The 20,069-nt window shown below is 58.4% G+C and carries 15 protein-coding genes; 4 read left to right on the top strand and 11 right to left on the bottom strand.

Annotated features, from left to right (window positions below; all coding sequences use genetic code 11):
• Nucleotides 1–8: 8 nt before the first annotated feature.
• Nucleotides 9–3,911, bottom strand: coding sequence for an ATP-dependent RNA helicase HrpA (gene hrpA, locus ABRP87_RS07900; protein ID WP_349868265.1), 3,903 nt, complete (start codon nt 3,909–3,911; stop codon nt 9–11).
• A gap of 120 nt (nt 3,912–4,031) precedes the next feature.
• Here hrpA and ABRP87_RS07895 point away from each other — a divergent pair, with 120 nt between their 5' ends.
• Complete coding sequence (locus tag ABRP87_RS07895; RefSeq protein WP_349868264.1) at nt 4,032–4,964, top strand: hypothetical protein; 933 nt, start codon at nt 4,032–4,034, stop codon at nt 4,962–4,964.
• Nucleotides 4,965–5,029: 65 nt separating this feature from the next.
• On the opposite strand, the gene ABRP87_RS07890 is transcribed toward ABRP87_RS07895, so the two are convergent.
• Nucleotides 5,030–5,977, bottom strand: coding sequence for a LysR substrate-binding domain-containing protein (locus ABRP87_RS07890; protein ID WP_005283411.1), 948 nt, complete (start codon nt 5,975–5,977; stop codon nt 5,030–5,032).
• A gap of 162 nt (nt 5,978–6,139) precedes the next feature.
• On the opposite strand from ABRP87_RS07890, the gene ABRP87_RS07885 reads away from it, so the two are divergent.
• On the top strand, nt 6,140–6,733 hold the full coding sequence (locus tag ABRP87_RS07885) for a peroxiredoxin (protein WP_349853674.1): 594 nt from the start codon (nt 6,140–6,142) through the stop codon (nt 6,731–6,733).
• Between the two features lie 98 nt (nt 6,734–6,831).
• Complete coding sequence (gene ahpD, locus ABRP87_RS07880) at nt 6,832–7,356, top strand: alkylhydroperoxidase, AhpD family (RefSeq protein ID WP_023022695.1); 525 nt, start codon at nt 6,832–6,834, stop codon at nt 7,354–7,356.
• A 119-nt stretch (nt 7,357–7,475) separates the two neighbouring features.
• Here ahpD and ABRP87_RS07875 read toward each other — a convergent pair whose 3' ends face one another.
• Nucleotides 7,476–10,019: a DEAD/DEAH box helicase gene (locus ABRP87_RS07875; protein ID WP_349868263.1), complete on the bottom strand. Its 2,544-nt coding sequence runs from the start codon at nt 10,017–10,019 to the stop codon at nt 7,476–7,478.
• 34 nt (nt 10,020–10,053) lie between these two features.
• The gene (locus ABRP87_RS07870; RefSeq protein ID WP_239269835.1) at nt 10,054–11,073 is read right to left on the bottom strand and encodes a PAC2 family protein; all 1,020 of its coding nucleotides are present in this window, start codon (nt 11,071–11,073) and stop codon (nt 10,054–10,056) included.
• A 260-nt stretch (nt 11,074–11,333) separates the two neighbouring features.
• Here ABRP87_RS07870 and ABRP87_RS07865 point away from each other — a divergent pair, with 260 nt between their 5' ends.
• Entirely contained in the window at nt 11,334–12,419 is a 1,086-nt protein-coding gene (locus tag ABRP87_RS07865; RefSeq protein ID WP_239269834.1) for a DUF4192 domain-containing protein, read from the top strand.
• Nucleotides 12,420–12,428: 9 nt separating this feature from the next.
• Here ABRP87_RS07865 and galE read toward each other — a convergent pair whose 3' ends face one another.
• The 7 genes from galE to dtd all read right to left on the bottom strand — a co-directional run bounded on the left by galE (nt 12,429) and on the right by dtd (nt 20,040).
• Entirely contained in the window at nt 12,429–13,412 is a 984-nt protein-coding gene (gene galE / locus ABRP87_RS07860; RefSeq protein ID WP_237800525.1) for a UDP-glucose 4-epimerase GalE, read from the bottom strand.
• Nucleotides 13,413–13,415: 3 nt separating this feature from the next.
• Entirely contained in the window at nt 13,416–14,093 is a 678-nt protein-coding gene (locus tag ABRP87_RS07855) for a metal-dependent transcriptional regulator (RefSeq protein WP_239269833.1), read from the bottom strand.
• Between the two features lie 236 nt (nt 14,094–14,329).
• Nucleotides 14,330–15,343 carry a sigma-70 family RNA polymerase sigma factor gene (locus ABRP87_RS07850; RefSeq protein ID WP_349868262.1) on the bottom strand — a complete coding sequence of 338 codons (1,014 nt, stop codon included), beginning with the start codon at nt 15,341–15,343 and terminating at the stop codon, nt 14,330–14,332.
• A 194-nt stretch (nt 15,344–15,537) separates the two neighbouring features.
• The gene (locus tag ABRP87_RS07845; protein ID WP_023022681.1) at nt 15,538–16,302 is read right to left on the bottom strand and encodes a helix-turn-helix transcriptional regulator; all 765 of its coding nucleotides are present in this window, start codon (nt 16,300–16,302) and stop codon (nt 15,538–15,540) included.
• 128 nt (nt 16,303–16,430) lie between these two features.
• Complete coding sequence (locus ABRP87_RS07840) at nt 16,431–17,804, bottom strand: L-serine ammonia-lyase (protein WP_349868261.1); 1,374 nt, start codon at nt 17,802–17,804, stop codon at nt 16,431–16,433.
• Nucleotides 17,805–17,840: 36 nt separating this feature from the next.
• Entirely contained in the window at nt 17,841–19,235 is a 1,395-nt protein-coding gene (locus ABRP87_RS07835) for an SLC5/6 family protein (protein ID WP_349868260.1), read from the bottom strand.
• Between the two features lie 361 nt (nt 19,236–19,596).
• The gene (dtd, locus tag ABRP87_RS07830) at nt 19,597–20,040 is read right to left on the bottom strand and encodes a D-aminoacyl-tRNA deacylase (protein WP_349868259.1); all 444 of its coding nucleotides are present in this window, start codon (nt 20,038–20,040) and stop codon (nt 19,597–19,599) included.
• Nucleotides 20,041–20,069: the final 29 nt, after the last annotated feature.

Below are 20,069 nucleotides of genomic sequence, written 5' to 3'. Positions count from 1 at the left end.
TAGGAACGTCAGCGCAGCTTATCCACTGCCTTTTGGATTCTCCGCAGGGACACTGCGTGCGCCGTGCCGAGGCGCTGGGCAAATAGGGAGACCCGCAGTTCCTCGATCATCCAATGAATGTCCTTGACTTCGCGCGTCTTTTCGCGGCCCGCAGGGAGATTTCGTAGCCGGTTTGCAAGATAGGCCTTGGCATTATCGACTTCGGCCTGACGGTCGGCATCGCGATCCGGATCGAGCGACATGTCCTCCAGGCGGATGCGCATTGCCTGGATATAGCGGGGAAGGTGGCGCAGGTGCGTGGCTCCGTGCACGGTGATGGCATTCGGCGGAAGAAGGAAATTAAGTTGCTTTTCCATATCGTCGATGGCGGGACCGTCCCACTGGGAAAGCTCGGCACGGAGGTTGGAGTACTCAGCCAAGCCAGGCGCGATCGAGACGATTGATTGCCGCACGCGGCCGGGAACCTGCGGCTTCACGGTATCCTTGAGCTCGGAAAACGCTTCTGGCGAGCGCACGGGGCCGCCGGCTTCGAGCATGAGGTCGCGGATTGCTGCGACGCGGGCGTCATTGACCAGCCCGTCGGCCCCGCCATGCGGATAAGAATCCACGGCGACGCGCTGCTGCAAGGGAAGCCCCTTGACCATTTGCGCGGTCGAGACGGAAATCTCGCGCATCAAAAGCGTGAGGGTGGTGGTGACCATGGCGGCATCGGCAGCCGCCTTGGTGGGATGAACCTTAAGCTCCACGCCATCCTTGGTGGCCACCAGCGCTGGGTAAGCGGTGACCTCGTGGCCATCGACGGTGGTGGTGACGGTCTCGTCAACGGTGCCGAGGGTATCGTCGGTCCATTCGCTGACCGCGGTGGATTCGGCTGTCCGGCTTACCCGCGATACGGACGATTTAATGTGGCCAGCCTGGCGTTCGCGCAGGGCGGCAAGGTTCCTATCGGAATCGATGATGGTGCCACGCTTGTCGATGGCCGCGTAATTCATCCGCAAATGTTCCGGCAGCTTGTCCGGTTGGAAATCGGAGGCGTTGATGCCGTGGCCGCCGAGCTCGCGCAGGACATCGGCAAGTTGCTGGGTAAGGGGGCCTTCGAAGGGGATGAGGCGTTCCACGGCGCGCTCGGCAAATTCCGGCGCGGGCACGACGGTGCGCCGCAGAGCCTTGGGAAGGGAACGAATAAGCTCGTTGACGAGCTCGAACCGCAGGCCGGGGACGAGCCAATCGAAGCCCTCGGTATTGAGACCGGCAAGCATGGGAACGGGAACCATGACGGTGACGCCATCGAGGGGATCGCCGGGTTCGAATTTATAAGTCAGCTCGTAATCGATGGAGCCCTTGCGCCAGTGATCGGGAAAGGAGACTTCGGTGACGTCGTGGGAGTCATCGACAAGCGTGGCTGGATCGAAATTCAGCAGATCGGGTTCCTGGCGGCGCTTTTTCTTCCACCAAGAATCGAAATGCCGGCCCGTGGTGACCTTGTCTGGAATGCGCTGGTCATAGAAATCAAAGAGGGTATCCTCATCCACGATGAGACCGCGGCGGCGGGCCTTTTCCTCGTATTCTGCGGCCTCATCAAGGGCCTGCGCATTTGCCTTGAGGAAGTCGTGGTGCACGTTCCACTCGCCGGCAATAAGGGCGTTGCGGATGAACATATCGCGCGCAGCGACGGGATCCACGCGGTGGTAGGGCACGGTGCGATCCGCAACGATTGGCACTCCGTAGAGCGTGGATTTTTGGTGCGCGATGGCGGCCGCGCGCTTGCGGGACCACGTGGGATCGGAATAGTTGTGCTTGAGCAGGTCCGCGCCGAGCTTTTCCACCCACGCCGGATCGATGGCGGCAACGTCGCGGGCCCAGAGCCGAGAGGTTTCGACGAGCTCAGCCGCCATGAGGAATTCGGGCGGCTTTTTGGCCAAGGCGGAGCCTGGAAAGACGAGGAAGCGGGTATTGCGCGCGCCGTGGAACTCCTTGGAATTGCCGTCGCGGGCGCCGATATTGGATAGCAGGCCAGAAAGCAGCGCGATATGAATATCGTCGGAGCGGCGTTCGGTGCCTTCTTGGTAATCCCACCCCAGCTGCTTGGAGACGTCCTTGAGTTGGCGGACCAAGTCGAACCACTCGCGGATGCGCATATAGTGGAGGAACTCCTGCTTCATGCGCTTGCGGAATTTATTGCCCGATTGCTCATTGCGGGTCTGCTTGATGTAATCCCACAACTTCAGCATGGACAAAAAGTCAGAGGTCTTGTCCTTAAAGCGCGCGTGCGCCTGATCGGCTTGCGCTTGGTAGTCCAGCGGACGTTCGCGCACATCTTGGATGGTCATGGCGGCAACGATGACGATGACATCGTGGAGGCAGCCGTTGGTATGGGCCTCGATAAGCATGCGCGCCATGCGTGGATCGAGTGGGATGCGGGCCAAGTTGCGGCCGGTTTCTGTTAGCTTAGGCTTCTCGTGCTTATCCTGGAGCGCCCCGAGCTCGTGGAGGAGGTTGAGGCCATCGCGAATGGCCTTGAACTCGGGTGGCTGGAGGAAGGGGAATTGCTCGATTTCGCCGAGCTTGAGCGAGACCATCTGCAAAATGACGCTGGCCAGGTTGGTGCGCAGGATTTCCGGATCAGTAAATTCCGGGCGGCTTTGGAAGTCCTGCTCACTGTAGAGGCGGATGGCGATGCCATCGGCGACGCGGCCGCACCTACCGGAGCGCTGGTTGGCAGAGGCCTGAGAAATGGGCTCGATGGGCAGGCGTTGCACCTTGGTGCGCGTGGAATAGCGCGAGATGCGCGCGGTGCCGGTATCCACGACGTAGCGGATTCCGGGTACGGTCAGCGAGGTTTCGGCGATATTTGTGGCCAAAACGATGCGCCGCCCGCGGTGATTGCTAAATACGCGGTGCTGTTCCTGGTTGGATAGGCGCCCGAAGAGAGGAGCGACTTCGACGTTTTTCCATTTTTTGGCCTCGATGGCTTCCATGGCATCGCGGATATCGCGCTCGCCTGGGAAAAAGCAGAGGATATCGCCGTCGCCTTCTGCCATGAGCTCCTCGATGGCTTCGGTTAAGCCATCGAGCGGGTCTTGATCCACCAGCTTTCCACCGGCCTCGAATTCGAGGGGGCGGTAGCGGATTTCTACCGGGTACGTGCGCCCGGAGACTTCAATGATGGGCGCGGGGGTGCCATCGGGTTGGGCGAAGTGCTCGGCAAAGCTTTCCGGATCGATGGTTGCGGAGGTGATGATCACCTTGAGATCGGGCCGCTTGGGAAGCAACCGTTTGAGATACCCCAAGAGGAAGTCGATATTCAGCGAACGCTCGTGTGCCTCATCGATAATGATGGTGTCGTATTTATTAAGGAAGCGATCGCGCTGCATTTCCGCTAGCAGGATGCCGTCCGTCATGAGTTTTACGGCGGTGGTATCAGAGACCTGGTCATCGAAGCGGATGGCGTAGCCTACCGATTCCCCGATATCTTGGTCCAGCTCGGAGGCGATGCGCTCGGCGACGGTCCGCGCGGCGATGCGGCGCGGTTGCGTATGGCCGATAAGGCCGCGGCGGCCCCGTCCGATGTCGAGGCAGATCTTGGGGATCTGCGTGGTCTTACCAGAACCGGTTTCGCCGGCGATGATGATGACCTGGTTTTCTTCAATTGCGGCGGCGATATCGTCCTTGCGGGCGCTGACCGGCAGGGAATCGGGGTAGGTGAGTTGGGGGACGGCGGCATCGACAAGCGCCAGGCGATCTGTGGCAGCCTGGATATCCTGGCCGATTTCGCGCAGGGCCTTGGGGGCGCGTGCCTTCGACAGGCGGCGGCGGAAGCTGCGGGCCTCGGCGATGGTGACGTTGTCTAATGCGGCAAAAAGTTCATCGCGGCTAGGGGCCTGCGACGTCGTTGTTTCATGCTGTGTCATGGCTAGTCTATGAGCTTACCCCGGTTACGTGGAGTGGAAAAAGTTGCTATTGTGAAAACACTTGTCTAAAAGATACTTTTTCGTTGCGCCCAACCCGAATGTAGAAGGAAGGCACCGCTGATGAACGGCGATAAATCCGGTGGAAATGACGATTTTCCGCGCTATGAACCGACTGACCACCCAGAAGACCAGCCGAGCTACGGAAGCCTGCCTTCCTACGGCGGCAGCCACGAGAGTGGCAGCTACGAAAGCTCCGGCAACCAAGGATATGCGGGCTACCAAGCACAGGACAATACCGTAAATCCTGGCGGTTTTACCGGAAAGCCCTCGGCCATTGATTCGATTTCTTGGGCCTTTCGCACGGTATTTAAGAACTGGAAACTATGGATCCTTGGTGCCTTGCTCGTTGGCGTCATTGTCGTAGCTATCTCCGGCGTGAGTATGGCCGTTGCTCCTTCAGAGGGTGCGGATGCCTCCGGTGCGGGATCCATTGTGCAAATCGTGTCCTACATCATCACGGTCGTCGTTAGCTTGTTGGCGATGCGACTGGCGCTCTTCCAGATTGATGATCCGCGCACTGGATGGAGCTATGTGGGCAAAGACGTGCGGTGGTGGCAGCCGCTGGTGATTATGATCATCATCGGCATTATTACCTCGGTAGTCATGTTCATCTTCGTTGGGGGCTCGATTTTCCTCGGCCCAGACGCGGGCGCCGACGCCACCGAGGAAGAGGCGTTAGAGGCCATAGCGAGCTTTTTCGGAGTCTTAGCTGTAGTGTCTCTCATCAGCCTATTCATCCAACCGCTTTATATGCTGATGCAGTGGTTTGCTGCCGACGGTGACGGGATTGGCCAAGCCATCAAGAACGGATTTAAGGCCGGTAAGGGAAACTACGGCCAGCTCTTGCTGCTGACGGTGCTCAACGCGCTGATTGTGATTGCCGGCGGCATCCTGCTCCTGGTTGGCTTGATTGTCGCCGTACCGGTTACCTTACTGGCTACGGCTTATTTGTTCCGACAGTGCGCAGGCCGCGCGACCAGCCAAGCTGCGTAAGCGCTTTACCCTTATTTAAGGCCACCGAGGCATTGCTCCGGTGGCCTTAAACGTGCGTGGCGATTTTAGCCCTCCAGCGAGCGGGCGAGGGCATTTTCATAAGCAGCGGTAATCAGGGTGCCGAATTCGCGGAACTCTTCACTGCGTGCGGCAGAGGAGCGGAAGACGAGGCCGATTTCGCGCTCAGCGGTGACATCGGGGTCAAAGTAGGCTATGCCGAGGTTCTTGCCGTGGCATTCGGTGGCCAAAGCGGACTTGGGGATAAGGGTGCAGCCGAGCCCGCCCATGACCAACTGCATAATGGTGGTCAGTGATGAGGCGCGCGTGACGGAATTCGTTGCCTCTGCCGGGTTGACGTGGGCGTGCCGGCAGAGATCGACGACTTGGTCGCGGAGACAGTGGCCATCGTCAAGCAGCAGCAAATCCAAGTCCCGCAACTCCGCAACCTGGACGTCCGTACGCCCGGCGATGGGGTGATCGGGCGGGCTGACGATGGCGAAGTCCTCGGTGTACAGCGGGCTGTCGACCATGCCCGTGGCCTCTGAAGGCAAGGCGAGGACGGCTAAATCGAGGTTGCCGTTGCGCAGGCGCGCGATGAGGTGCTGGGTTTGCTCCTCCACAAAGCGCGGCTCAAGCTCCGGGTAGGTCTCCGTAATCTTCGCCAGCAAGTCCGGGAGGATATACGGGGCGATGGTTGGGATGACGCCAATGGTCAGCGGGCCGGACAGGGTGCCGTGGGCGCCGCGGGCATGTGCGAGGAAGGTATCGGCGGCCTCGAGGGTGGATTTGGCATAGGGCAGTAGGGTTTCGCCGGCCGAGGTCACGATGACCTTGCGGGTGGAGCGCTCGATGAGTTGCACGCCGAGCCCCTGCTCGAGCGCCACCAGCCCCTGGGAGAGGGAAGGCTGAGAGATCTCCAGCTTGGCGGCAGCGGTGCCGAAGTGCTTGTTTTCCGCCACGGTGACAAACGTGCGCAGCTGGGCAAGTGTTGGTCGATACTCTTTATTATGCATGCCTATCACTCTAACATTTATCTATAGGATTAGCTATTGACGTGACCGAAATTAATGGTATTGTCTTTGGTGTTGGGCCGGAGAGGGTCCGGCCCGTGGTCCTCGGTACGGGACTGTCGGAAACTTGAAAAAGATTACCCTTTTAAGAAGGAGTTGAAGAACATGCCTATCATGACCGTTGGCGAAAAGTTCCCAGAATTCGACCTCACCGCCCTGACCGGCGGCGACCTGCACGACGTTAACGCTAGCCAGCCAGAGGACTACTTCGAGCAGGTTTCCTTAGACAAGTACGAGGGCAAGTGGAAGGTCGTCTTCTTCTACCCCAAGGACTTCACCTTCGTTTGCCCGACCGAGATCGCTGCCTTTGGCAAGTTGGACGAAGAGTTCCAAGACCGCGATACCCAGGTGCTGGGCGGCTCCACCGATAACGAGTTCGCTCACTTCAACTGGCGCGCAACCCACCCGGACCTGAAGGAAGTTCCTTTCCCGATGTTCTCCGACGTGCGCCACGACCTGATCCGCGCACTGGGCGTAGAAAACGCTGACGGCGTTGCTGACCGCGCAACCTTCATCATCGACCCAGATGGAGTTATTCAGTTCGTCTCCGTTACCCCGGATGCTGTGGGCCGCAACGTTGACGAGGTTCTGCGCGTCCTCGACGCACTGCAGTCCGAAGAGGTCTGCGCCTGCAACTGGGAGAAGAACGACCCAACCAAGAACATCGACAAGATGGACGTTGTTCAGTCCCAGCTTTAAGCCTTAGTTATCAGTAGGTGCTTTCCCCGCTTTCTGGCGGGGCATGCACTTGCCCTGCAATTTAAATTACTGAGAAAAGATTTAGAAGGAGAAAGACCGTGTCTATCGAGAACTTGAAGTCATCGCTACCCGAGTACGCCAAGGACCAGAAGCTCAATCTCGGCGCGCTGACCCGCACGACTGAACTTAATGAAGAGCAGCTGTGGGGCACCCTGTTGGCTTCGGCGGCAGCTACCCGCAATGACACCGTGATTTCTGAAATCGCGGAAGAGGCACAAGAGCACCTCTCTGAGGAAGCTATCAACGCCGCTTACGGCGCTGCCACCGTCATGGCAATGAACAACGTAGCCTACCGAGCCAAGGGTTGGTTGGGCGATGACTACGCACAGGTTAAGTTCGGCCTGCGGATGAACTTCATCTCCAAGCCTGGCGTGGAGGACGCTAACTTCGAGCTGTGGAATATCGCAGTTTCCGCCATCAACGGTTGCGAGCACTGCTTGGGCGCACATACCCAGAAGCTCAACGATACTGGCGCGACCAAGGAGCAGGTCTGGGAGGCTATCAAGGTTGCTTCTGTCATTCAGGCAGTCGCACAGGCCGTCCAGATTGAGGCTGCGCGCTAAAAGCGCTGCTTAATCAGCCTTTAGAATAAGCCACCCCCGCGCGCTGCTCCCGGTTTCCCATAGGATGCCGGTTGCAGCGCAGGGGGTGGCTTTTATCGTTTTACCCAACTCGCGCGTGCCTAATACTCGACGCGCAACTCCGACAAGCGGACTTCACCGGCTTCATCGGAGGCATCCAGATCGACCGTGGCGACGAATTGATAGGCGCGATCGCCTGCTGGGTCCTTGATAATTTGCCGCACGGGCCAGCTGCGGGAGCTTGATTCTTCCAACCGGAAGTACTCTGGTCCGCGCGCCTCAGGGCCGGTATCAATATCGTCGTATTCGTCAAAGTAGTCATCCAAGACGGCGCCAAAATCGGGGACCTCGTCCAGATAATCCAATACCTCGGCCAGGCGGTCTTCTTCCTCCAATGCGAAAAGCTGCGCGAGGCGGAACATGTAATTGCGCACCATGATGCCAAAGGCGCGACGGTTAGCAGTGAGGGCAGTAGGATCTTCGACGCCGAAGGCCAGCTCGCGGTCGAGCGTATCTTGATCAATGGGGGAGTCTTCGCCGGCCATCTGCGCCCATTCATCGACAAGCGAGGAATCCACCTGGCGGATGAGCTCGCCCAACCAGACAATGATGTCTTCAATTTGGGGCGTCGTATATTCATCGGGGATGGACTGCTTAAGGGTGCGCCAGGCATCGGTAAGGTAGCGGAGGATAACGCCCTCAGAGCGGGCTAAGCCGTAAGTGGCCACCAAGTCCGAGAAGGTCATGGCATTTTCCACCATGTCGCGCACCACGGATTTCGGCCGCAGCTCGAATTCCTTTACCCACGCATTGGTCTCCGCGAAGGTATCGTAGGCCTGCTCGAGTAGCTCCTCTAGAGGCTTGGGCCAGGTAATATCTTCCACGATATTCATGCGGTCGGTGTAGTCCACCCCGTCCGCCTTGAGGGCGGCAATTTCTTCCCCGCGCCGCTTCTTCTGCTGGGCTTGCAGTACCTGCCGGGGATCATCGAGGATCGCCTCAAAGACCGAGATCACATCAAGGTGATAGCTCTCCGCCTCCGGATCTAACAAGGAGAGCGCGGCCAAGGCAAAGGGGCCGAGGGGCTGGTTCAGAGCAAAGTCGCGCGGCAATTCCCGCACGAGGTGGTAGGGGCGGCCGTAGATATCCAGCCCCTTGGTGGATTTTTGGACCACACCGGAATCTAGCAATCCGCGGAAGAGGTCGAGGGCGGTGAGGATATCCTTGTTCTGCTTGCTGCGGGGATCGTGATTATCGCGCAAGAGGTGGCGCATATGCGCATAACCATCGCCGTGGCGGGCTAAGACATTGAGCAGCATCGAATTCGAGACCCGGAATTGCGAGGTCAATTGCTCCGGTTCTGCTTCCGTCAACCGCGCAAAGGTCTTCTCGGACCAGGAGACCTCGCCCTCGCGTGCGGATTTCTTCTTGAGTTTTTTCAGCCGCTTCGGGTCATCGCCAATGCGCCTGCGGGCCTTGGCATTTTCAATCTCGTGCTCGGGGGCCTCGACGACGACGGTGCCTTCCGTGTCATAGCCCGCACGCCCAGCGCGCCCCGCAATCTGGTGGAATTCGCGGGATTTCAAGATGCGCTGGCGTTGCCCATCAAACTTGGCCAGGCCGGTCATCAACACGGTGCGGATGGGCACGTTGATGCCCACGCCCAAGGTATCGGTGCCGCAAATAACCTTGAGGAGGCCGCGTTGTGCAAGGCGCTCCACAAGTCGCCGGTACTTGGGCAGCATTCCCGCATGGTGGATGCCAATGCCCTTGCGAAGCAACTTTGAGAGGTCTTTGCCAAAGGCAGTGGTAAAGCGGAACCCGCCGATTTCTTCAGCGATGCTTTCCTTTTCCTCTTTGCCAATGATGCTAGACAGCGAGGTCAGGGCTTGGGCCCGCTCGGCCGCCTCGCGCTGGGAAAAGTGCACGACATAAATGGGTGCCTTATTATCGGCGAGCAGTTCTTCGATGGTTTCGTGCACCGCGCTGAAAACATAGGAAAAATCCAGCGGCACCGGGCGAGTGGAGCCGGCTACCAGATTAGTCTCGCGCCCCGTGCGGCGGGTGAGGTCCTCCTGCAGCCAGTCGGTATCACCGAGCGTGGCGGACATTAAGAGGAATTGCGCCTTGGGTAGCTCCAAGAGCGGCACCTGCCAGGCCCAGCCGCGATCTGGATCGGAGTAGTAGTGGAATTCGTCCATGACCACCTGGTCGATGTTGGCTTCGGCGCCATCGCGAAGCGCGATATTCGCAACGATCTCGGCGGTGGCGGCGATGATGGGGGCGTTGCCGTTTACGGTGGCATCGCCAGTCATCATGCCTACGTTCTCTGCGCCAAAAATTTCACACAGCGCAAAGAACTTCTCGCTTACCAGCGCCTTAATGGGTGCGGTATAAAAACTCCGCTGCCCGCGCGCGAGGGCGATGAAGTGGGCGGCGTTGGCCACCATGGACTTGCCCGAACCCGTAGGGGTCGCGAGGATGACATTATCTCCGGCCAAGATGCCGAGCGAGGCCTCCTCCTGCGCGGGATATAGATTGATTCCCTTGCTGGTGGTCCACGAGTTAAAAGTATCCCAAATGGCCTCATCAATGAGGGACTCGGGGACTTCCGTTAAATCTGGCAGCTGTTGAGATAAGTTCACCCCCACCACCTTAGCGGCGATGGGGGCGGGTTCGTTAGATATCGTCGCCTAAGTCTCTGTCATCGTCATCGTCGGCAGAGTCTTCGCGGTCATCAATATCCGTGTGGATAATCTCCTCGCTATCATCTTCATCGAGCGAGGCGAGGAATGCCTCGAACTCCTCGCTGATTTCCTCAGCGCTGGGCACGGCTTCTTCGCCCGGCATGATGGCTTGCGGGTGCTCCTGGCGGTAGCGTTCCATGAAGGCATCGTACTGCTGCTCCAATTGCTGGACCACTCCCTCAATCTCTTCGGAGCCATTGACCTGCTCATCCAGTTGACCCTCGACGCGGGAAATATCCGCCTCGATGCTGCCCAGCGGGATATTGAGTTGGGCGGCCTTAGCCACGGAATCGAGGAGCTCCAGCGTCGCCTGCGGGTAGGGGGAGGCTGCCAGGTAGTGCGGCACGTGCGCGGTATAGCCCGCTACCGTGCGACCCTTATCCGCTAGGGCCTTTTCTATGTAGAGCGCCGCGGCGCCCGGAACCATCATGGTCGAATCCATCTTGACCATGCTGTCTGTCAGGCGGGAGGAAGTACCGTGTGCGGTGACCACGGTGGGGCGGGTGTGCGGTACGGGCATCGGCGCTGCGTAGAGCATGATGGTATCTTCAATATCAAATTTCTCCACCAGCTTGACCACCGCCGTGGTAAATGCTTCCCAGCGCATATCCGGCTCGGGGCCAGACAGAAGGAGGAAGGACTTGCCGGAATTATCCCGGAGCACCTTCAAGCCCAAATCCATGGGTTCTACCTCGAGTGCCCGGTCATTATCGATGGTGACGGCGGGGCGACGCGAGCGGTAATCGATGAGCTCATCAGAGTTAAAGGAGGCTAGCTGGCGGTTTTCCAGCGCCGCCTTGAGGTGATCGGCGCTCGACTCAATAGCCTGGCCCGCATCGGCATAGCCGTGCATGGCAACAATCATGGTGGGGCCTTTTCCTTCACCGGAATTGTCCTTGACCACCGGAGCGGGGTACTCCAATTCGTACATGCTGCGCTCTTCTTCGTGCATGATGTGTTACCTCCTTGGTCTCTTAATCTAGATCAACGACCGCCAGGACCGCACTATTCCCACACGCACTTACTTCAGTGTTCGCGGAGTAGTTAAATAACCCATTATGCCCTAACGAGGCAACCGGCGCTAGGGTCGGTGCGATGGGCCTGTGCATAACTGCTTGCCGATGCCCCTTTCAACCCACCTTATCCACAGATTTTGGCCCTCTGCCCGCGCTGGGCTTTCGGCACTTGCCGCAGGCCTCGAAGCTAGAAGCCATGAAGATCACAACACCACAACAGCCCATCCGTACACCCGGCGATATCCTTGCCAATATTCCAGGAATCCTCGGATTCTTCCCAGCAGAGTCCATCGTCCTTATCTCCATCGAACCAACCCCAGCGGGCCGCACCATGGGGCCAGTCGCGCGCATAGACTTGTCCGATGTCCCCGCCGCCCTGCCAGAAATCATGAGCGCCTTTCACTGCGGCAACCCGGAAGTAGTCCTAGGCTTTATCATTTCCCAGCGCGAGGAAGTAGAGCTCTGGGAGATGATCGAGTCGCTCTACCACTTCGAAGATGACGAGGGCACCGGAATCGATGCCTGCTGGTTGGTAGAAGAAATTGCAACGTCCACCGCCTACGACCTCGTCTTTGGCTTTAGCACTGGGAACGGCAAGGGCCCTATGCACGCTTGGACCGAAGGGACCATTCCCGCTATTTCCACCAGTTCCTCTATGCGCGCCTGCGTAGAAAACGGCACCTTGCCGGAGCTTTCCCGCGACGAGCTCGTCCAACAATTCGCCCCGCACAACCCTTACTTCGGGCACGAAGAAATCGGGTCCATGCAGCGCTGCGCTGAGGAATTGTCGCGGCAGATGCGCGCCGGCCACGGCTACGGCACAACGGATCCAACGCGGGTGGTCCAACATCTCATCGCGGATGTGCAGTATGTATTAAGCGAGGTAGAGACGCTGGAAGAGACCCTAGACAACGAAGAATTACTCTGCGTGGGAGCGATGTGGATGTCGACGACGTGGATGCGCGACTTGGTCATCCGAGACCTCGTCGAATCCCCGCACGCGGCCGGTACCTTGCTCCTAGCCACGGCGCGCACCTTTGGCGGCACCATCCGTTATAACGCGCTGGCGTTATTTGCAGCGACCCAGGTGGCGCAGAAATTCGGGCTCTATGCCGGCCCAGCGCTTACCGTCGCCCTCGATGAGGCACCGGGTCACAATTTGAGCCAGCTCATTGCCCAAGCCTATCGCAGCGGAATGGGGGAACGCCTCATTACCAGCCTGAGCCGCGGTTGCGACGCGGCGCGGGAGGCAGCGGGGATTGATGCCGATGGCTTTGTGTAGCCCCGCGTTTTAGCGCCGCGCCGAATGCGCCCGGTCGCCCAATTGCCGAGTGAAATTCCACGCGTCGGTCACGATGGTTTCCAAGTCGGTGCGCTGAGGATTCCAGTCCAGCTCCCGCTTGATCTTGTCTGAGGACGCAATCAGCGTGGCTGGATCTCCGGCGCGGCGCGGGGCGATCTCCGCCGGAATCTCGTGGCCGGTGACTTTCCGGCACATCTCGATGACCTGCTTGACGGAATATCCCTCGCCGGAACCCAAGTTATAGATCCGGTGGGTGCCGGGGGCATTGCTGTGGAGGGCAAGCACGTGGGCATCGGCAAGATCGCGGATATGGATGTAGTCGCGCACCGGCGTGCCATCCGGGGTATCCCAATCCGTGCCAAACATGAAAATCTTATCGCGGTGCCCCAGAGCAACCTGCAGCACAATGGGGATGAGGTGGGTTTCAATCTCGCGGTTTTCGCCGATGGAGCCGTAGGCACCAGCGACGTTGAAATAGCGCAGGGACGTTGCCGCGAGCCCAAAGGCTTGTGCAAAAGAGGTAATCATGTAGTCGATAGCCAATTTGCTAGCGCCATAGGGATTCGTGGGCTGGGTCGGCATGTCCTCAGTAATAGGGACCTGCTCCGGTTCGCCGTAGGTGGCTGCGGTAGAAGAAAAGACGAGGCTTTTGACATCGTTATCGCGCATGGCGTTGAGCAAGCGCAGCGTGGTCACGACGTTGTGCTGCCAATATTCGTCCGGCTTTTCCACGGATTCACCGACGAGCGAGCGGGCGGCGAAGTGGAGGACGCCCTCGAAGCCGCCTTCGCCCAGTACTTCTGCAGCCTTGTCGGCCACATCGCCTTCTACCACGCGGGCTGCGGGCGGCACGGCATCCCGGTTTCCCGTGGAAAAGTTATCGATGATGGTGACGTCGTGGCCTTGCTCAACGAGGACTGCGGAGCACACGCTGCCGACATAGCCGGCACCGCCAGTAACCAAAAGCTTCATGGCCTAGACCTCCACGCGCACGGCGTGTGCGAGATCATCTGACAAGGTGATGACCTTTCCCGAGGGAGTGGTAAGCGAAATCGTACCGCCATTATTGACCACGGTGACCTCGGTACCGATCCGGATTCCAGCCTCAGCAAGGTCCCGGAAGGTAGCCTCATCTACCTGCAGGATCTCATTGATCTGGATAATCTTGGCGGATTTTTCTTCGCCATCGGGGAGATCGATAGCCCGCGTCCCAATTGATGGTTCGGGGACCTGGAAGCCCAGCTCCGCCAGCGCCGGAATCGGATTGCCAAAAGGAGAACGGCTGGGATCGTCGAGGACCGTGACCATGCGCTTTTCCACCTCTTCGCTCATCACGTGCTCCCAGCGGCAGGCCTCATCGTGGACCTTGCTGATATCGAGCCCGAGGACATCAGTAAGCAAACGCTCTGCAAGGCGGTGCTTGCGCATGACCGCCGTAGCCAATTCGCGTCCCTTTTCCGTTAGATCCAAGCTCCGATCCGAACGGACGTGGAGGAGACCATCGCGCTCCATGCGGGCAACGGTTTGGGATACGGTAGGTCCGGATTGCTCTAGGCGTTCCGCAATCCGGGCGCGCAGGGGAGTGATGCCTTCTTCTTCCAATTCATAAATGGTTCGAAGGTACATCTCAGTAGTATCAACGAGGTCCCTCACGTGGGCATACCTTTCTTTGAGAAACAGTAATGCGTGCCGTGCTCAAAGCAGACAGCGCTTTTTACATTTTGTATCCAGACTAGCTTAAGTTCCCCTAAGTTTGCTGGAGAGATTTTAAGGAGACGAGTTCGAGCTCGCCGCTTGCATAGAGAACGCGACCTCGAAAGCACACTGGAAAAAATTCTCGGCGGCACGTTCGAGGTCGCGATTAAAGAAGGTTCAGGAGGCGAAAAGTTTTATAGCGCGTACTCGCGGAGGCGGTCGGCGCGGTTGCCATCGCGCAACTTGGCCATGACCTCACGCTCGATTTGGCGTACGCGTTCGCGGGAGAGCCCGAACCGGCGACCAATCTGGTCAAGGGTGCGTGGAACGCCGTCATCCAAGCCGTAGCGCAGGCGAATGACGTCCTGCTCGCGCTTTTCTAGCGTGTCAATGACACCGCGGATATCGGAGTGCCGCATAGAGGCCACGACGGCCGTCTCAGCATCGGTAGCCTCAGCATCCTCGATGAAGTCACCCAATGGGGCTTCCTCATCGGTGCCGACGGGCATGTCGAGCGAGACGGGATCGCGCGACTGGCGCAGCAGCATCTCGATTTTGTTCTCATCAATGCCGGATTCCTCCGACAGCTCCTCATTGGTCGCCTCGCGGCCCAAGGACTGATACATCTCACGCTTGATGCGGGAGAGCTTATTTACCTGTTCCACCAGGTGGACCGGTAGGCGGATGGTGCGCGACTGGTCGGCCATGCCGCGGGTAATGGCCTGACGGATCCACCACGTGGCGTAGGTGGAGAACTTAAAGCCCTTGGCGTAATCGAACTTTTCCATGGCGCGGATAAGGCCAAGGTTACCCTCTTGGATGAGGTCCAAAAGCGGCATGCCGCGGCCGGTGTAGCGCTTAGCCAGGGAGACTACGAGGCGAAGGTTTGCCTCCAGCAAGTGGGAGCGGGCCTTCTTGCCTTCGCGGGCCAAGATCTTCAGGTCGCGCTTTTCTGCGCGCGTTAGCTTCTCTGCATTATTGAGCTTGTATTCTGCGTACAGGCCTACCTCGATGGTTTGCGCGAGTTCGACCTCATCCTCGGCGCTGAGCAGGTCGGTCTTACCGATTCCGTTGAGGTAGACGCGTACCAAGTCCGCAGAGGGATTGTCATTGGTTTGATTGCGGCGAGACCCGCGGTCTACTTCCTGTTCCTCATCAGTAGTGGAAGTCGAAGTGCCATTGGCGGTGTTGGCAGATGGATTCGTCATCTTTTCAGCCTCCTGAAATTGTCGCCTGTTTCAAAAAGTACAACGGTGTGAGGACGCATTTAGTTCCCACGCATCCTGAAATGTTTAAAACGGCGACGTGCAGGCCGCTGTGCCCCACCTTTTTGGGGGGCGTCGGCAAGCGCATGCGCCACGTGGATGCAGTAAAACTGCTACATCCAGGTGGCGGGGAAGTCTTAGCCGCGGACCTGTACGAGGTAGCGATAGACCGTGGGTTCAGATACTCCGAGCCGGGTGGCCGCCGCGGCAATGCCGCCTTTGAGGAGGAAGAAGCCAGCATCCTCGAGGGAAGCGATGACCTCTAGCCGTTCGTGGCGCTGCATCGACTCGACCGGGGTGGAGTGCGTGGAAATCGCGGAATCCAGCATGGAGTCCAAAAGGTGCTCAACGTTGGAACGCAGCGATTCGCTATAGGGTGCCTCCGGCTTTTTCTGCGCGGGCGCTTCCGGTGCGGGAGTGCGCTGCGGTGCGGTGGTGCCGGGGTAGCCGCCGAAGGCCTTCGCCTTATCGATGGCCGGCTCGGTACCGCCTATCAACGCGTTAGCGGCATCGCGGATCTGGATAAGCTCGGATAATTCCACATTGATACAAAGCATGCCGCGCATATGCCCGGTGGCATCGCGCAGGAAATAGCTCGAGGAGCGGCAGACTTTTCCCTCGCTATTGACCGCGCGGTACCCGGTCATCATAGGAACGGCAGCGGCGTCGCCCTGTTTCATGAACCAGAGCGCAAAGTCTGTAACCGGGCCGCCTAGTTCGCGGCCGGAAATGTGACCGTTGGCAATGGCGATGATGGATTTATCGGGTACATCGAGATCATGGAGCACGATTTCGGTGTTAGGGCCCATGGCCTGACCGAGGAAATCGACGAGTGGTATGTACTGCTCGAGGAAGTTTTCTTCGGGGGCATGGCTGCTAGAAAGGTTCATTAGCTGAAGCATGTCCTTATAATTCCTGTCAGATTATTGATAAGGTACCACAAAGTAACCACAAAGGAGGCGAGTACCCGGCCGTGCCCAAGTACTCACCTCCTTATATGGCGCTCTTTCCGGAGCCTAGGTTGCCGGCATTAACCACATACCGGGATGGGCGGGTGGACGGCTAGGGCGAGGCCGCCTTGTGAGGTTTCCCTGTACTTGGCGTTAATGTCCTTGCCAGTGTTGTACATGGTCCAGATGACTTCATCGAGGCTGACGCATGGTTTGCTTTCGCGGTCTAGGGCCATGCGTGCGCTGGTAATGGCGTCAACCGCAGCTACGGCGTTGCGCTCGATGCAGGGGACTTGCACCTGGCCGAGGACCGGGTCACAGGTCAGGCCCAATTTGTGTTCCATGCCGATTTCGGCCGCCACGCACACCTGTTCCGGTGTTGCCCCCATCAGTTGGGCCAACCCGGCCGCGGCCATGGAACAGGCGACGCCAATTTCTCCTTGGCAGCCAACTTCCGCACCGGAAATGGAGGCGTTCATCTTGTAGAGCGCGGCGATGTGGTTGCAGGCGAAGATATAGTCCGCGAACATGCTTGGGGTAACCGGCTCGACGAATTCATCGAAATAGGCCAGGACCGCAGGCACGACGCCGCATGCGCCGTTGGTAGGTGCGGTGACGACGCGGCCGCAGGCAGCATTTTCCTCCGAAATGGCCAGGGCAAACATATTCACCCAGCTCAAAATGTTGAGGCCATCGTGCGGATCGGATTCTTCCAGCCTGCGCTTCAGCGAGGCGGCGCGGCGCGGTACGAGTAGCGCACCGGGGAGTGGGCCATCGGTGGTGGAGCCGCGCTTAATGCCGGTGTACATGACATCGCGGACTTTGCGCAGGTGCTCGTCGATGTCCTCGTCGCTGTGCAGCGCCTTTTCATTGGCCCTGCCGAGCTCCGGGAGTGTCATATTATTGGTTTCGCACAGCGCCAGTAGTTCTTCCGCGCTGGCATAAGCGAATGGGACGTCCACGGTATCTTGTCCGCGCATGGCGAAGTCTTCTTGCTTGACGATGAACCCGCCGCCCACCGAGTAGTAGGTCTTGTGCAAGATGTCTTCCTCGCCGGCAAAGGCGATAAGGCACATGCCGTTTTCATGCATGGGGAGGTATTCATCGTGGAAGTAGATGCCGCCGTCTTTGGGAAAGCTCACCGTGTGCGTGCCGCCGAGAAGGAGCGTTTCGCTCTGGTTGACCTCTTTCATGAAGGCGGAGATGCCGTCGATATCGACGGTTTCTGGTTCTTCGCCGGCTAGTCCCAACAGGATGGCTTTATCGGTGGAGTGGCCCACACCGGTCAAGGATAGGGAGCCGTAGACGTTGGCCTGAACGCGGGTGACCTTATCCATGAGGCCTTTTTCTTTGAGCTCATCGACGAAGGCCTTGCCGGCTTTCATTGGCCCAAGGGTGTGTGAGCTTGAGGGGCCGATGCCGATCTTGAACATATCGAAGATGCTGATGAACATGGTTTTCTCCTGGAAAATCCTGAGAAGGGGTGCTGCTTAGAAAGCCTGGACGATGGAGTAGATGATGGTGGCGAGGGCAATAAGGCCCATGATGAAGACGAAGTAGTTCGAGGCCTTGCCCTTGAAGCGGGCGAGTGCTGGGACCTTGTGGATGGCAATCATCGGGATAAGGAACAGCATGATGGCGATGGTTGGGCCGCATAGGGTCTCAATCATGCCGAGGATGGAAGGATCCGCCCAGGCAACGAGCCATGCGGTGACCAGCATGAAGACGAGCGTGATGGTGTCGAGCTTGTGGCTGGATTCTGCATCATCTTTATTGGCGTTCTTGCTGCCCTTAACTAGGAGGCCTTCGAAGCCCTCTGCAGCGCCGAGGTAGTGGCCCAAGAAGGACTTGGCTACGGCAATCATGGCGATGATGGGGGCAATCCACTGGATGACGGGGTTGTCAAAGTGGTTGGCCAGGTACGACAAGATGGTGATGTTTTGTTCCTTGGCTTCCGCCATATCAGCAGGCGATAGGCTGAGCGCGCAGGAGAATACGAAGAACATCACGACGACGACCATGAGGATTTCCGCGCGCAGCAAGATCTTGCGGGACTTGTATTCCGCGTACTTGCCGTAGGTTTGGCGGCGGTCAACGGCGAAGGAAGAAATCATGGGCGAGTGGTTGAAGGAAAAGACCATGACTGGGACCAAGAGCATCAAGGTAATGCCCATGCCGTGGCCGGAGGCTTCGCGCGCGACGTCGAGGTCGAAGCTATCAAAGAGCGCGGTATTCCACTTGGGGATGAGGTACAGCGAGAGCAGGACCAGGATGCCGATGAACGGATACACCAAGTAGGACATGACATGGACGACCACGCTTTTGCCCATGCGTACGACGAGGATGAGGCCGCCTACGAGAATCAGCGAGGTGAGCCACCGATCCGGAGGAGTGAGACCTAGTTGGTGTTCCAAAAAGGAATTGACCGTGTTGGTGATGGTTACCGAGTACACCAAGAGGATGGGGTAGACGGAGAGGAAGTAGAGGATATTCATCAACACGCCGGCTTTAACGCCGAAGTGTTCCTCCACGACATCGGTGAGATCGCCGTCTGGCTTTGAGCTTGATAGGACCAAGCGGGTCATGCCGCGGTGGGCCCAGTAGGTCATCGGCAAGGCGACGACGGACATGATAAGAAGCGGGATGATGCCGCCGATGCCAGCGTTGATAGGCAGGAAGAGTACGCCGGCGCCAATGGCGGTGCCGAATAGCGAGAGCATCCATACGGTGTCTTCCTTGTTCCACGCTGGGGCGCCTTCTTGGCCCGCAAATGGGGTTTCTATGCCGTCAGCGGGTGGCTTTTCTTCTGCGGGTGGTTGTTCCGGAATTTGCGCACTGTGTTCCGGGTGTTCGACTTGTCCGTGGCGCAAGAGCTTGTGGGACATCTTCTTTCCTCCTCTGCATGGGGTTGACCGAAGCTTGAGGGCTCCTGTCACCCTGGAGTGAGAAAATATTTTCTCTCACCAGCGTGCGCGGGCAAGGGTCTGAAATTAAACTTTCAGCTTGTATCCAGCCCATTCGCTTCGTTACGCGTTAAGTATAAGCCCGCAGTAATGCCACGTGATAATAATTTATTACATTTTGGGGTGGGTTAATTATCACTCTGAAAAAGCTTGCGCGGCGCCCAGCGATATGCATTATTGAACAATATCGGCCTCTTTGCGAGCTAGCTCATAGATAATCATGGGTGTGAGTGGGCGCTCGTGCAGGTAAACGCCGGATGAAGGGAAAATGCGTGAGAGGAAATTAGGTCTCGACCAAAACCGTAAACGGGCCTTCGTTGACGGACGATACGCGCATCATAGCCCCGAATTGGCCTGATTCGACCGCGATAGTGCGTTCGCGGAGGCGCTCGATGATGTACTCAATGACCGGCTCGGCCTCTTCTCCTGGAGCCGCATCGGCCCACGACGGGCGCCTCCCCTTGGCGGTGCGGCCATACAGCGTGAACTGACTGACCACTAAGACTGGGGCTCCGGCATCTGCAACCGATACTTCACCGTCTAGGATGCGCAGCTCCGCTATCTTGCGGGCCATCTTTTCTGCACGCGGTTTCCAATCGGCTAAATCCTCCCGGGAGACACCGACGAGGGCTAAAAGCCCGCCGGTTTCAGGGCAGTCGATGGTGCCGACGGTCTCGCCCGCGACGGTGACAGCTGCTTCGGATACGCGGGTTAGAACTGCGCGCATGCCTGTATCTTCCTTTCCTGACTATTCGG

The organism is Corynebacterium sp. KPL2830 (assembly GCF_040225635.1).
Taxonomy (GTDB): domain Bacteria; phylum Actinomycetota; class Actinomycetes; order Mycobacteriales; family Mycobacteriaceae; genus Corynebacterium.
The sequence above is the reverse complement of the archived record's forward strand: the minus strand, read 5'-3'. Positions and strand labels throughout refer to the sequence as shown.